14 protein-coding genes are annotated in these 13,762 nt (G+C 74.4%); 8 read left to right on the forward strand and 6 right to left on the reverse strand.

Annotated features, from left to right (window positions below; all coding sequences use genetic code 11):
- Positions 1–123: 123 nt before the first annotated feature.
- The 6 genes from KV205_RS03735 (at position 124) to KV205_RS03760 (ending at position 6,896) form a co-directional block, all read left to right on the forward strand.
- A complete protein-coding gene (locus tag KV205_RS03735; protein WP_265862095.1) occupies positions 124–1,335 on the forward strand; it encodes an alpha/beta hydrolase in 1,212 nt (403 codons plus the stop codon).
- Between the two features lie 76 nt (positions 1,336–1,411).
- On the forward strand, positions 1,412–2,269 hold the full coding sequence (locus tag KV205_RS03740) for a DUF4429 domain-containing protein (protein WP_265862096.1): 858 nt from the start codon (positions 1,412–1,414) through the stop codon (positions 2,267–2,269).
- Between the two features lie 93 nt (positions 2,270–2,362).
- The gene (locus KV205_RS03745; protein WP_265862098.1) at positions 2,363–3,835 is read left to right on the forward strand and encodes a sensor histidine kinase; all 1,473 of its coding nucleotides are present in this window, start codon (positions 2,363–2,365) and stop codon (positions 3,833–3,835) included.
- Positions 3,832–4,512, forward strand: a complete 681-nt coding sequence (locus KV205_RS03750; RefSeq protein ID WP_265862099.1) for a response regulator transcription factor — start codon at positions 3,832–3,834, stop codon at positions 4,510–4,512. The genes KV205_RS03745 and KV205_RS03750 overlap by 4 nt, the downstream gene beginning before the upstream one ends.
- A 171-nt stretch (positions 4,513–4,683) precedes the next feature.
- Positions 4,684–5,664 carry an alpha/beta hydrolase gene (locus KV205_RS03755; RefSeq protein ID WP_265862100.1) on the forward strand — a complete coding sequence of 327 codons (981 nt, stop codon included), beginning with the start codon at positions 4,684–4,686 and terminating at the stop codon, positions 5,662–5,664.
- Positions 5,661–6,896 carry an acyltransferase gene (locus tag KV205_RS03760; RefSeq protein ID WP_374214614.1) on the forward strand — a complete coding sequence of 412 codons (1,236 nt, stop codon included), beginning with the start codon at positions 5,661–5,663 and terminating at the stop codon, positions 6,894–6,896. Before KV205_RS03755 ends, KV205_RS03760 begins: the two co-directional genes overlap by 4 nt.
- A 35-nt stretch (positions 6,897–6,931) precedes the next feature.
- Here the strand turns inward: KV205_RS03760 and KV205_RS03765 are convergent, their stop codons facing one another.
- Both KV205_RS03765 and KV205_RS03770 read right to left on the reverse strand, forming a co-directional pair.
- Positions 6,932–7,960 (reverse strand): aldo/keto reductase, encoded by a 1,029-nt coding sequence (locus KV205_RS03765; RefSeq protein ID WP_265862101.1) that lies wholly within the window; start codon positions 7,958–7,960, stop codon positions 6,932–6,934.
- Positions 7,957–8,382, reverse strand: coding sequence for a MerR family transcriptional regulator (locus KV205_RS03770; RefSeq protein ID WP_265862102.1), 426 nt, complete (start codon positions 8,380–8,382; stop codon positions 7,957–7,959). The genes KV205_RS03765 and KV205_RS03770 overlap by 4 nt, the downstream gene beginning before the upstream one ends.
- A gap of 52 nt (positions 8,383–8,434) precedes the next feature.
- Between KV205_RS03770 and KV205_RS03775 the strand changes: the two genes are divergently transcribed.
- The gene (locus tag KV205_RS03775; protein WP_265862103.1) at positions 8,435–9,271 is read left to right on the forward strand and encodes a serine hydrolase; all 837 of its coding nucleotides are present in this window, start codon (positions 8,435–8,437) and stop codon (positions 9,269–9,271) included.
- Positions 9,272–9,287: 16 nt separating this feature from the next.
- Here the strand turns inward: KV205_RS03775 and KV205_RS03780 are convergent, their stop codons facing one another.
- Positions 9,288–10,139 (reverse strand): class I SAM-dependent methyltransferase, encoded by an 852-nt coding sequence (locus KV205_RS03780; RefSeq protein WP_265862104.1) that lies wholly within the window; start codon positions 10,137–10,139, stop codon positions 9,288–9,290.
- Positions 10,140–10,282: 143 nt separating this feature from the next.
- Between KV205_RS03780 and KV205_RS03785 the strand changes: the two genes are divergently transcribed.
- Positions 10,283–10,867, forward strand: a complete 585-nt coding sequence (locus KV205_RS03785) for a TetR/AcrR family transcriptional regulator (RefSeq protein ID WP_265862105.1) — start codon at positions 10,283–10,285, stop codon at positions 10,865–10,867.
- A gap of 20 nt (positions 10,868–10,887) precedes the next feature.
- On the opposite strand, the gene KV205_RS03790 is transcribed toward KV205_RS03785, so the two are convergent.
- The 3 genes from KV205_RS03790 to KV205_RS03800 all read right to left on the reverse strand — a co-directional run bounded on the left by KV205_RS03790 (position 10,888) and on the right by KV205_RS03800 (position 13,761).
- Entirely contained in the window at positions 10,888–11,484 is a 597-nt protein-coding gene (locus KV205_RS03790; RefSeq protein WP_265862106.1) for a hypothetical protein, read from the reverse strand.
- On the reverse strand, positions 11,481–12,974 hold the full coding sequence (locus tag KV205_RS03795) for a cell wall metabolism sensor histidine kinase WalK (protein ID WP_265862107.1): 1,494 nt from the start codon (positions 12,972–12,974) through the stop codon (positions 11,481–11,483). Before KV205_RS03795 ends, KV205_RS03790 begins: the two co-directional genes overlap by 4 nt.
- 100 nt (positions 12,975–13,074) lie before the next feature.
- Entirely contained in the window at positions 13,075–13,761 is a 687-nt protein-coding gene (locus KV205_RS03800; RefSeq protein ID WP_265862108.1) for a response regulator transcription factor, read from the reverse strand.
- Position 13,762: the final 1 nt, after the last annotated feature.

The following is a 13,762-nucleotide window of genomic DNA, read 5'->3' on the forward strand; positions in this document are numbered from 1 at the left end:
ACACCCCTACCCGTGCGTCGCGTACGCCTCCGCGCACGCACCGTCACCGCACGCGGGCCCCCGGCCGTGATCCGCGTCACTCGCGGCACGGGCGCCCTTCGGCGCCCCCTAGGGTGGCGGCCAATGCCTTCCTTCGACTCCTCCCCCACCCTCACCGTCTGGCGGATGCTGCTCGCGCTCGCCGTGGTGTTCGTGCTCCTCGCGACGACCGGGTGGACCACGATCCGGCATCAGCGCACGCCAGGACCGACCCGGGAGGAGGCGCTCGCCGCGTGGACGCACGGCCGGATCGGCGGCCGCGCGCTGCCGGACCCGGCGTCCCCGGCCCGTACGATCGCCGCGTTCTTCGCCGCCGTCGGGCCCGCCCGGGGCGCCGCGCTCGCCGACGCCCACCCGCTCGTCGTGGGCAACCTCAACGGCGCGCCCGTCACCCTGCGCTACCGCGCCAACCGGGTCTCGCTGGCCCGGGCGCTCGACGCCGAGCGGGGCAGGGTCGACGACCCGCGGCTCACCGCCGACGGGCGGCACGAGGCGCTGCGCCGGGTGCACCGCTTCACCAGTCTGATGCGGCCCGGCCGGCAGATCCTCGCCTTCGACCCGACGGGCACGGGGCGGACCGCCGAGGTGCTCGGCGACCTGGCGCGGGCCCGCCGGGTGTCGGTGATCGTGCCGGGCGTCGACACCAATCTGCTGACCTTCCAGAAGACCGCCCGCCGCTACTCGGCGCCCGCCGGCATGGCCGAATCCCTGTACGCGGCCGAGCGCCGGGCCGATCCACGCGCGCGTACCGCCGTCATCGCCTGGGCCGACTACACCGCCCCGGTGGGCGTGGGCGTCGAGGCCGCCATCGGCCGGCTCGCCGCGAACGGCGCGGTGCGGCTCGTCGACCTGACGGCGGCGCTGCCGGGCGACTCGCGCGTCACCCTCTTCTGCCACAGTTACGGCTCCGTGCTGTGCGGGGTCGCCGCGGACCGGCTGCCCGCCCGGGTCACCGACGTGGTGGTGGCCGGCAGCCCCGGCATGCGGGCCGAGCGGGCCGCGGACCTGCGCACCCGGGCCCGGGTCTGGGCCATGCGGGACGCCGACGACTGGATCGCGGACGTGCCCCACCTGGAGCTCGGCGGGGTCGGACACGGCACCGATCCGGTGGCCCCGGAGTTCGGCGCGCGGCTGCTCTCGGCGGCCGGTGCGGCCGGGCACACCGGCTATTTCGAGCCGGGTACCCGCAGCCTGGCGAACTTCGCCGCGCTGGGCGTCGGCGCGTACGGCGCGCTGACCTGTGCGAGCGCCGACAGCGCTTGTCTCGACGGAATCTTCGGCGGGACACCCGCCTGACGCGCGTAGATCACGGCGGATTTACGGTGGTTGCGAAGGGGCGACGTCGGGGCATACGCCGCATACGATGAGGCGTATGGGTGATGTGCTGGCCGGAATTCATGCCACCTGGGAGTTCGAGCACGACGCAGTCGTCATCCGCTTCGAACGGGGGATCCGCAGGCCGAAGCTCCTCAACGCGCTGCGCGAGCGGCGCGTTCCGCACGAGGCGCTGGCTTCGGTGACGCTCACCCCGGGCAAGCGGGGCACCGTCGTGCTGCACGCGCAGCCGCGGCCCGGTGTCGATCCGCTGATGGAGGCGGCGGCCGGGCAGCTCAATGACGACAGCGATCCGTACCGCCTGGTGCTGCCCGCCGAGCGGGAGACCCTCGCCGAGTACTACCGCGACGAGCTGCGCGCCGCGATCGCGCCGTACCGGGACCTGGGTCCGGCGGACGGCTTCCTGGTGGCGGCGCCCGAGGGACCGCAGTCCTTCAAGGCGTACGACGGGAAGGCGAGCTTCGACGGGCAGTCGGAGGTCTCCTTCCGCTGGTCGTGGAGCGGGGCGTCCTCGGAGAAGTGGAAGGCCGGCGACCAGACCTTCCAGGTACGGGAGCTGAGCGGGGTCGAGTGGCGCTCGCCGGAGGGCCTGGACGGCTATCTGCGGCTCGTACGCCGGGAGGGGCATGACGACCGGCCGGTGCAGCCCGACCACGACCCGGCCTCGGTCGTCCTCGGCCTCGGCCTCGGCCCGGTACACACGTCCCTGCCCTTCGCCGCGTCCGTCCTGGCCGCGATCCGCGGCGCATCCGTGCGCGTGCCTGCCGTGGTGCCGTCCCGGGACCCGGCGGCTGTCGCAGAAAGGATCCGCCACCTCGGTGAGCTGCATCAGGCCGGTCTGGTGACGGACGAGGAGTTCTCCGCGAAGAAGGCGGAGCTGCTCGCGGAGCTGTAGGCGCGGTCGCGGGGTCGTACCCGGGTATGACCCCGCGCCCCGCACCCCGGTATGACGTACCGGCCCGTGCCCGCTGCCTACCCTGGGCGGGCCATGAAGGACGAAGAGAAGCGGCGACTGCCGCGCATGCCACGACCGACCGGGGCCGGGACCGGGACCCGAGTCGGGACCGGGACCGAAGCCCGGGTCCGGGCCCGCAAGCTGCTCACCGGCCTCGGGACCGCCCTGACGACGCCCACCGGCCCCGGCGAGGCGCTGCTCGCTCGCGCCGCCTCGCCCTGGGTGCGGTGGGCGCCGTACGCGATCGCGCTCGCCCTCGTCGCGGCCCTGCTGCCCGTCACGATCGTCGTGCTCGTGAACGACTACCACGTCAACGGGCCGATCGCCGGGGCGCTCGCCACCGCGCAGGCCACCCCGCTGCTGCTCGCCGTGTCCCGGCCGCTGCAGGCCTGGTGGGTGATCTTCACGGCGGACGTGGTGGGCGGATTCGTCGTGCTGATCGCCGACAACTACCGCGAACTGCCCTGGCCGTGGACCCCCATGGTGGTGATCGGCTACCTCTTCCTGATGCTCGCTCTCGGTCTGCGCGAGTCCCGGCGCGCGCTGCTCGGCGTGTGGCTGATGACCGGTGTCGCCGGCGCCGTCTTCGAGGCGGTCGCCCCGAATCAGCCCGGCGACGGCGTCGTCGTGCTGCTCTTCGTGCTCAGCGGGATCGTGCTGCTGCTCACCTCGGCCCTGCGCGGGCGCGGCGAGGCGGAGCGCCGGCTCGTCGAGCAGGAGACCATCAGCGAGGCCGAACGGGCCCGCCGGACCCTCCTGGAGGAGCGCGCCCGGATCGCCCGTGAGCTGCACGACGTGGTCGCCCACCACATGTCGGTGATCACCGTGCAGGCGGACTCCGCGCCGTACCGCATCCCGGACCTGCCGGACGCGGCCGTCGAGGAGTTCGCGTCGATCGCGGGCGGGGCGCGCGAGTCGCTGGCCGAGATGCGGCGACTGCTCGCGGTGCTGCGCAGCGAGGGCACGGAGGGCGAGCGGGCGCCGCAGCCCGGGCTCGACCGGTTGCAGCAGTTGGTGGAGGCGACGGTACGGGCCGGGGTGCCGGCTGAACTGGCGCTCGCCGCGGAGCTGGGCGAGGTGCCGCAGGCGGTCGACCTCTCCGCGTACCGCATCGTGCAGGAGGCCCTCGCCAACGTGGTGCGGCACGCACCGGGCGCGCCCACCCGGGTGTCGGTGCGCGCCGACGACGCGGGCGACTGGCTGACCGTGCTCGTCGTCAACGGGCCGGCCGCGGAGCCGGCTTCGCCGGTCGAGCGCGGGACGGGCACCGGTCACGGGCTCGTCGGGATGCGGGAGCGCGTACGGTTGACCGGCGGCTCGCTCGACACCGGGCCGCTGCCGGACGGGGGCTTCCGGGTCGCCGCCCGGCTGCCGCTGACCGAGCAGCCCACGGCCGGGCGACCCCCGGCCGGAACCCCGCTCGCCGGCTCGACCGACACCGCCACCACCGGCACGACCGGCACCACCGGCACCACCGATACGACCGACTCGAAAGGCGCTCCGTGACCATCCGCGTGATCATCGTCGACGACCAGGCCATGGTGCGGGCGGGGTTCGCCGCCCTGCTCGCGGCGCAGAGCGACATCGACGTGGTCGGCGAGGCGCCGGACGGGCGGCAGGGCGTGGAGGTGGCCCGCTCGACGCATCCGGACGTGGTCCTGATGGACGTGCGGATGCCGGAGATGGACGGGCTCGCGGCGGCCCGCGAGATCCTGAACCCGCCTGCCGGGGTGGTGCACCGGCCGAAGGTGCTGATGCTCACCACCTTCGACGTGGACGACTACGTGTACGAGGCGCTGCGCGCCGGCGCCTCCGGCTTCCTCCTGAAGGACGCGCCGCCGGCCGATCTGATCGCGGCGGTACGGGTGGTCGCGGCCGGCGACGCGCTGCTCGCGCCGTCCGTGACCAAGCGCCTGATCGCCGACTTCGCCGCGACCCGGCCCGCGCCGCGCGCCGACCGGGCGGCGCTGCGGCTCAACGGCCTCACCCCGCGCGAGACGGAGGTCCTCGAACTGATCGCCCGGGGCCTGTCGAACCAGGAGATCGCCGACCATCTGGTCCTGGCGGAGCAGACGGTGAAGACCCACATCGGGCGGGTGCTCGCCAAGCTGGACCTGCGCGACCGGGCGCAGGCGGTGATCTTCGCGTACGAGTCGGGCCTGGTCACACCCGGCGCGCCGTGAGCAACTAGGGCCCGCACCCGGGGGTTTCCCCCACCCCCGGTCTCGGGCCGGCCCCTCGTCCCGCCCCTACCCCGGTATCAGTTCGGGGTTGGCGCCCCGGTGTGACGTCCGGTCACCCACTCCGTTCCTACCTTCCTCTCGCCAACGACAAGCGAGAGGAAGGGCCGTCGCATGCGCCGCTTCACGAGGACCCTGGTCGCCGCCGCACTCACCGTGACCGTGGTGGCCGGGACCGCCGGCTGGGCGTCCGGGAACAGCCAGCAGCCCGTCACCGGCGCGCCGGCCGGCACCGGGGCCTGGCGGGCCGCCGGCCTTCCCGACCCGCAGGGCATGACGCCCGTTCAGGTCGCTGACTTCTTCCGGGGGTTGGGCCCGGAGCGGCAGCAGGAGCTCGTACGGTCGCACCCGGACGTGGTGGGGAACCTGGACGGCGCCCCGCTCGCCCTGCGCTACCAGGCCAACGCCCGTACGGCGGGCGCCCGTTACGCCGGGCAGCAGGTCCTCGCGTACGACCCGAGAGGGCGCGGGCAGGCCGTGCTCGTGTACGGGGATCTGGCGCGGGCCGCACACGTGGCCGTGGTCGTACCGGGGTCGGACACCGACGCCGGGCACCTCGACGGGCTGGTGCGCAAGGCGACGGCGCTGCGCGGAGCGGCCGGCGGGCGGACCGCCGTCGTCGCCTGGGCCGGCTACACCACTCCCGTAGGGGTCGGCCTGGACGCCGCCTCGGGGGAGCTCGCCGAGGCCGGCGCGGCCCGGCTGACCGGCTTCCTGGCCGGGCTGCGCACGGTCAACGCGGCCGAGCCCGCGCTGTTCTGCCACAGCTACGGCTCGGTGGTGTGCGGGCTCGCCGCCCACCGGATCAAGGCCAAGGATCTGGTCGCGGTCGCCTCGCCCGGGATGCGCGCCGACGACGTGGCCGCGCTGAACACCGGCGCGCGGGTGTGGGCCGCGAAGGATCCGACGGACTGGATCGACCGGGTGCCGAACGTCTCGTTCGCGGGCCTCGGGCACGGCACCGACCCGACCGACCCCGGCTTCGGCGCCCGGATCGTGCCCGCGGGTGACGCCGACGGCCACGACGGCTACTTCGCGCCCGGCACCGCCTCCCTCCGTACCTTCGCCGCGATCGCCCGGGGTGACGTCCGATGAAGACGACGAGCCCGATGAAGACCCTGCACTCGATGCGTCGGACGGCCGCGACGATCGAGGCCCGCACCCCCGCCCACCGCGACCGCGCGATCGACGGGCTGCGCGCCCTCGCCCTGCTCGCCGTGCCCACCGGGCACTGGCTGCTGGGCGGCTTCACACGCTCCGCCGACGGCGCGATCCACAACGCCAGCCCGCTCTCCGCCTTCGGCGGCCTCGCGCCGGTCAGCTGGATCCTCCAGATGCTCGGCATCTTCTTCCTGGTCGGCGGCTACGCCTCCGTCCTCTCCTTCCGCCGCCACCAGGGCTCCACGCGCGCGTGGCTGGGCGGCCGGATCGCCCGGCTCGGCCGGCCGGTGCTCGGGGTGACCGCCGTCTGGGCGGCGCTGCTGCCGCTGCTGCACTACGGCCTCGGGGTGCCGTCCGACACCCTGCGGACGGCGTCCACCCTGGTCGTCCAACCGCTGTGGTTCGTGGGCGTGTACGTGGTGGTCACCGCGCTCACCCCGTACTGCGTGCGCGCCGCCCGGCGGCTGGGCGTGTGGGCCGCGGCCCCGCTGCTCGGCTCGGTCGCCGTCGTCGACGTCCTGCGCTACGGCCCGTACGCCGACGCCATGCCGTCCTGGCTGAGCGTGCTCAACATCCTGCCCGGCTGGCTGTTCGCGTATCAGCTGGGCGTGTCCTGGGGCGAGGGCCGGGTCGGCCGCCGGCACGCGTGGGGGCTGCTGCTCGGCGGGGCGGCGCTGTTCGCCGCGCTGCTCGTCTGGTTCGGCTACCCGGCCTCGATGGTCGGCGTCCCCGGCGAGGCCCGCACCAACTCCCACCCGCCGTCGCTCCTGGTGCTCGCCCTCGCCGCCGCGCAGAGCGGCGCCGCGATCCTGCTGCGCGAGCGCTTCGGGCGGCTTCTGAAGCGGCCGGCGCTGTGGGCGCCGGTGGTCGTGATCAACCTGTCGGCGATGACGATCCTGTGCTGGCACCAGACGGCCATGCTCGCCGCCGCGATCCCCGCAGCCTCGTACGCGGGCGAGCTCACCGGCCTGGTCGGCGCGCCCGACTCGGTGACCTGGATCCTGGCCCGGCTCGCCTGGATGCCGGTCTTCGCGGGCCTGCTGGTCCTGATCGGGCGGTACGCGCGGGGCTTCGAGTCCCCGTGGACGCGCACCGGCACGGTCCGGCGGGCGGTCGCGGGCGTCCTGGCGGCGGGCTTCGCGGTCTTCGCGCTGGGCCTGGCGTGACCCCCACGGGCCGCACGCCAGGACCGCGGCGGGCGTCAGGCCTCCCGGGCCGCCGAGGTGGAGCGCATGTCCGGGTAGCGGTCGCCGGTGACCAGGGCGGCGATGGGCTCCAGGGCGGCGAGGTCGGCGGCCGAGAGCTTGATCCGGGTGGCGGCGGCGTTCTCCAGGAGGCGGGTGCGCTTGCGGGTGCCGGGGATGGGGACGACGGTGAGGCCGTGGACGGCGGGGCGGTGGTGGAGCCAGGCCAGGGCGATCTGGGCCGGCGTGGCGTCGTGCTCGGCCGCGATCGCGCGGAGGGGTTCGAGCAGGGTCGCGTTGCGCTCGGCGTTCTCGCCGGTGAAGCGCGGCTGGCTGCGGCGGAAGTCTCCTTCCGCGAGCTCCTTTCCGGCATCCGCGAAGGAGCCGGTGAGGAAGCCGCGGCCGAGCGGCGAGTACGGCACGAAGGTCACGCCGAGCTCGGCGGCAGCGCCGACCGCGCTGTGCTCCACGTCGCGGGAGAACAGCGACCACTCCGACTGGAGGGCGGCGATCGGGTGGACGGCGTACGCCTCGCGCAGCTCCGGGCCGGTCACCTCGCTCAGCCCGAGCTGCCGGACCTTGCCCTCCTTGACCAGCTCGGCCATGGTGCCGACGGATTCGGCGAACGGCACGGCCGGGTCGCGGCGGTGCATGTAGTAGAGGTCGATGGTCTCGACCCCGAGGCGGCGCAGGCTGCCCTCGACGCTCTTGCGGATGTAGGCGGGGTCGTTGTTGATGCCCCGGTAGGTGGGGTCGTCGACGCGCCGCTCCAGGGCGAACTTGGTGGCGAGGACGATCTCGTCGCGGTGCGCGGCGACGAACGGCGCGAGGAACTCCTCGTTGGCGCCGTGCCCGTACGCGTCGGCCGTGTCGATCAGGGTGACGCCGGCCTCCAGGGCCGCTTCGAGGGTGTCGCGGGCGGCGGCCTCGTCGGTGTCGCCGTAGAACTCGCTGATGCCCATCGCGCCGAAGCCCTGCACACCGGTCTCGGGGCCGTCCGGGCCGCCGAGGCGGACGGTGTCGATCTTGCCGTTCAGTGTGGTCATGACGGGGTTCCTCCGCAGACGGTGCCGTAGTGGTCGATCTTGAGGTCGAGCACGGCGAGGGCGTCCTGGAGTTCGGCGATCCGGGTGACGACGTCGTCCCGGGTGGCCTCCAGGAGGGCGCGCCGCTGGTCGTGGGTGTGGGCGCCCTCGCGCACCAGCTCCGCGTAGCGCACCATGTCGGCGACGGCCATGCCGGTGAGCCGCAGCTTGCCGACGAAGGCGAGCCAGTCCAGGTCGCGCCGGCCGAAGCGGCGCTGGCCGGTGTGGGACCGGTCGACGTGCGGCATGAGGCCGATCCGCTCGTACCAGCGCAGGGTGTGCGCGGTGAGGCCGGTGAGGGCCGCGACCTCGCTGATGGTGAACCGCTCCTGTGCGAGGGGGGCGGCCGCCGTGTTCGTGCTCGTGCTCTCGATCACGCTCATGACCTCCACGCTAAAAGGTTGGAGTGCACTCGAAGCAAGTAGGCTCGGCTGCATGCAGAGCAGCTTGCCCAGCCTGGCGTCGATCGAGAACTGGCCCGTCCCGCACGCGGCGGCCGCCGTGGTCCGCGCGGACGGCACCCTGGCCGGGTCCCACGGCCCCACCGACCGGCGTTTCCCGCTCGCCTCCGTCACCAAGCCGCTCGCGGCGTACGCGGTGCTCGTGGCGTACGAGGAGGGGGCGATCGACCTCGACGAGCCGGCCGGGCCGGAGGGCGCGACCGTACGGCATCTGCTCGCGCACACCTCCGGGCTCGCGTTCGACGAGAACCGGGTGACGGCGGCCCCCGGCACCCGCCGGATCTACTCCAACACCGGCTTCGAGGCGCTCGGCGACCATGTCGCCAAGGCGACGGACATCCCCTTCGCCGAGTATCTGCACCAGGCCGTCCTGGAACCGCTGGGCATGACGGCCACCACCCTGGAGGGCTCGCCCGCCAAGGACGGGCTGTCGACCGTGGACGACCTGGTGCGCTTCGCCGCCGAGGTGCAGGCGCCGCGGCTGCTCGACCCGCGCACGGTCCTGGACGCGATGACCGTCACGTACCCCGGTCTGACCGGAATCCTGCCGGGTTACGGGCACCAGCGGCCCAACGACTGGGGCCTCGGCTTCGAGATCCGCGACGGCAAGGCCCCGCACTGGACCGGCGCCACCTCCTCGCCGCGGACCTTCGGGCACTTCGGCCAGTCGGGCACCTTCCTCTGGATCGACCCGGAGGCGGGCGCGGCGTGCGTGGCGCTGACGGACCGCGCCTTCGGCCCGTGGGCGATCGAGGCCTGGCCCCCGTTCACGGACGCGGTCCTCGCGGAGCTGCGGGCGGCGCGCGGCTAGAGACCGGCCGGCGCCCTCACGGCCGGGTCGCCGTGACCAGCCAGGACGCGCTGCGCAGCCGTACCGTGCCGTCCGCGGTCTCATGGGCGCGGAGGTGGTCGGTGAGCGTCTGGCGGGCGCGGTCCCGAGTGGCCTGGTCGACCTGGGCCGTGAAGTGCTGCCCCGGGCCGGAGAGCAGCAGGAAGTCGGCGGCGTCTTCGGCGTCGGAGCCCCAGTTGCCGTGGGCGTCGGCGCGGTCGACGGCGATGTCGGTGAGGCCGGCGGGGGTGAGGACCGCGCGGATGCGGTCGGGGGCGGAGAGGGAGAACATCCCGGGCTGCCCGGGGGTGCCCAGGTCGCCGACCGGGAGCAGGTCGCGCAGTGAGGTCATGGCGACCAGCCAGTCGTTGAGCCCGGGTTCGGCCGGGCAGACGAAGGCGAGGCGGCCGCCGGGGCGCAGGGCCCGGGCGATGTTGCCGAAGGCGGCCTCGGGGTCGGCGAAGAACATCACGCCGTAGCGGCTGACGGCCGCGTCGAAGGCGCCGTCCTCCAGGGGGTGGGTCTGGGCGTCGCCCTGGACGAAGGCGGCGTTGCCGACGCCTTCGCGGGCGGCGCGGGCGCGGGCCTCGGCGAGCATCGGGCCGGACAGGTCGAGCCCGAGGGCCCGGCCGGCCGGGGCGCGGCGGGCGGCGAGGACGGTGGTCTGGCCGGCGCCGCAGCCGATGTCGAGGGTGCGGGTGCGGGTGTCCTCGGCGATGCGGGCGGCGGTGAGCAGCGGCTCGTCGAAGCCCTCGTTGACGGCGTTCCAGCGGTCCTGGTGGCGGGCCCAGTGGGTGCCTTCGGGGCCGTTCCAGGCCTGCTCCTGGGCGGTGTTGACGATCTCGGGCATGGCTGCCTCCTACGACCGGGCTTGAGAATGGGCGCTTGCCCAAACAGTATGGGCGCGTGCCCATACCCGCAATCCCGATTACGATCCGGGGAGCAGCCGAGAGTGGGCCGAGAAAGGGCCGAGAGGGAGAGGTAGGGACCGTCATGTCACCGCGTGGAGTGGCGACGCCCGACGTGCGCGAGCGCCTGTTCGCCGCCGCCGAGCGGGTCGTGGAGCGGGACGGCCCCGGCGCGCTCACCAGCCGTTCCGTGACGACCGAGGCGGGCTGTGCGAAGGGCCTGCTGCACGCGCACTTCGCGGGCTTCGACGAGTTCGTGGCCGAGCTCTGCCTCGACCGCTTCGCCCGCACCGCCGAACGCGCCCGCGCCCTCGAAGGCCTGGCCGGCCGGGGCACCGTCACCGGCAACCTCGACGCCGTGGTCCTGGCCCTGTTCGCCTCCGACGGCCCCGCCGTCTCCGGCCTCGTCATGTCCCGCCCCGCCGCGTCGGCCCGGGTCCGCGAGGCCCTGGAGTCCGGCGCCCCCGGCTTCGCCGCGATCGAGGCCGCCATCGCCGGCTATCTGGCCGCCGAACGCGACCTGGCCCGGGTACCGGCCGGCCTCGACCCGGCCACCGCCGCCCTCGCCCTCGTCGGCACCGCCCACCACCTGCTGATGACGTCCTGGCCGGGCGCACCCGACCCGCGCCCGGCGGTACGGCGGGTGGTGGCGGCGCTGGTCGCTCCGTAACCGGCCTTACGCCTTACGCCTTACGACACCTCGCAGCTCGTCGCGGGCAGCGCGCCGTCCGTGCCCGAGACGACGACCGGGATCCCGGTGCCGAACTTCTCGCCCTCGGCGTACGCGGCGGTGCACACCAACTGCTGGACGGCGACCGGGTCCAGGTCGCGGACCCGGACCGCGACCCGGAGGCTGAGCTGCCGGGGGCCGTTGGGGACGGGCAGGGTGAGATGGGGTTCGCCACGGCCGTGGAAGCTGAGCCGGGTGGTGAGACCTGCGGCGCGCTCCTCCGCCGCCGGGCCCTCCAGAAGCGCGGTCAGCACCTTGTCGGCGGCGATCCGGTCGGAGCCGTCGGCCGGGAAGGTCGGGTCCACCCCGCGCCCGGTGCCCGCGCTGGACGCCGGGTCGGGGAAGAAGCCGACGGACCGGAGGACCATCATCAGCCGCCCGTCCTTGCCGGTGAAGAACAGTACGACCCGCGGGCTGGCCGTCGGCTGCACGGTGACCGGCGCCGGGCCCCCGGCCTCGACCACGTCGCTGCCCTGGATGCCGCAGCCCGCGAGCACCGGCAGGCACGCCAGGCTCAGCAGGGCGGCGAGACCCGGCCACGTCCGGCGGCGGCTCACAGCGGGATCCTGACCGTGAAGACGGCACCGCCGTCGGGGCGGTTGGCCGCGACGACCGTGCCGCCGTGCAGCCGTACGTTCTCCAGGGTGATCGCGAGCCCGAGCCCACTGCCCGCCGAACGCGTACGGGCCTGGTCGGCCTTGTAGAAGCGGTCGAAGACATGCGGCAGGACGTCCTCGGGGATGCCCGGGCCCCGGTCGGCGACCTCCGTGACCAGCACCCCCGGCCCCGACCCCGTCCCGGTCCCCGCCCCCTCCGCGTACACCCGCACCGTCACCGGCTGCGCGCCGTGCCGCAGCGCGTTGCCGACCAGGTTCGCCACGACCACGTCGAAGCGGCGCGGGTCGAGCCGGGCGCGGATGCCGTCGGCGAGCTCCGTCACCACCTGGTTCCAGTGCCGGTTCTGCAGGGTCTTGCGGACCATCTCCGCCGCGTCCACCTCGTCCGTGTGCAGCTCGGCGGCGCGCGCGTCGAAGCGCGAGATCTCCATCAGGTCCTCGACGAGCACGGCCAGTTTGCCGGTCTCCGCGCTGATCAGGCGTACCGCGCGGGCGGTGTCCGAGTCGAGCGCGCCGGCGTCCTCGTCGAGCACCTCGGTCACCGCGAGCATGCCGGCCAGCGGGGTGCGCAGCTCGTGCGAGACGTCCGAGGCGAACCGCCGGGCGCGCGCCTCGGCCCGCCGCAGCTCGGTCACCGACCGTTCCAGCTCCGCCGCCGATTCGTTGAACGTCCGTGCCAGATCGGCGAGTTCGTCGCTGCCCTTGGCGTGGATACGGGTGTCCAGGCGGCCCCGGCCCATGCTGTGGGCGGCGCGCCGCAGCTCCCGTACCGGCCGCAGCACACCCCGGGCGGCGAGCAGCGCCGGGACGAGGGCCACGAGCAGCGCGGGCAGCGCGCCGTCGCGGGCGGCAAGCAGCATGGCCTCGATGTTGGCCTCCTCCACGCCGAGGTCCATCACCGCGTAGACCACGAGCCCGGTGGGGTGGCCCTCCGGCTGGCCGGCGAAGTTGCCGAAGACCGCCGGGACGGCGACGGTGAGGTACGGCGTCCCATCCTTGACCACCCGCTGGAAGCTGCCGTGGATGGTGCCGTCGGCGGTGGCGCGGCGGCGCAGTTCGGGGGTGAGGACGCTGGACTCGGGCCGGTCGGTGGAGGAGACCCGCAGGTCGCCGTATTCCGCGTAGACCCGCCACGGGCGCGGCTTGCCCTGCCGGGCGATCCGCTGGAGCTCGTTCCGCAGTCCGTCGCGGCTGACCGGCAGCTGGATGGTCAGGGTCTCGACCTGCTGCCGGAAGGCGGAGACGGCGGTGTCCTGGGTCTGCTCCAGGATCGCGGTGCGCGCGGCGCGGTAGGTCAGCGCGGCAGTGGTGCCGCAGCCGACGGCGGCGACGAGGAGAAAGGCGAGGACGAGCCGGGTGCGCAGCCCGAAGGCGCGCGGCAGGCGCCGTCTCGGCGGCCGGTCGACGTCACCGGGGACATGGGCCTTCACGCCGCGGCCCTCCCGAGGCCGGTGCGCACCGGCACGGGGCTCACTGACACGGGGCTCGCAAGCACGGGTCTCACCAGCACGGATCTCACCGTCACGGTCCTCACTGGAGCGGGCCGAAGCGGTAGCCGAATCCCCGCAGCGTCTGGATGTAGCGCGGCTCCCCCGGGGTGTCCTCGATCTTGTTGCGCAGCCGCCGGACGCACGCGTCGACCAGTCGCGCGTCGCCGTGGAAGCTGTGCTCCCAGACGTGTTCGAGGAGCTGCTGGCGGCTGAAGACCTGCTCGGGGGCGGCGGTCAGATGGAGCAGCAGCTTGAGCTCGGAGGGGGCGAGGGCGACGCGTTCGCCGTTCTTGGCGACGGTGAGGCCGGCCCGGTCGACGGCCAGTTCGCCGTGGAACTCCACGGCGGGCCGCCCGCCGCCGGGCTCCTCGATGCGGCGCAGCACGGCGCGGATGCGGGCCTCGATGACCTCGGTACGGGCTGGCTTGACGATGTAGTCGTCGGCGCCGGCCTCCAGGCCGACCACCACGTCGAAGTCGTCGCCGCGGGCGGTGAGCATGATGATCGGCAGCTGGCTGCTCTCGCGGACCCGGCGGCACACCTGGACGCCATTCATGCCGGGCAGCATCAGGTCGAGCAGCAGCAGGTCGGGGCGGAACTCGCGGAGCGCGGCGAGGCCCGCCTCGCCGGTGGCGGCGGTCCGCACCTCGTGGCCGCGGCGGCGCAGGCCGAGTTCGACGCCCTCACGGACGGAGGGGTCGTCTTCGATCAGGAGCACGCGTGGCATC

The sequence above is a fragment of the Streptomyces sp. SKN60 genome, from assembly GCF_026236535.1.
Lineage (GTDB): Bacteria > Actinomycetota > Actinomycetes > Streptomycetales > Streptomycetaceae > Streptomyces.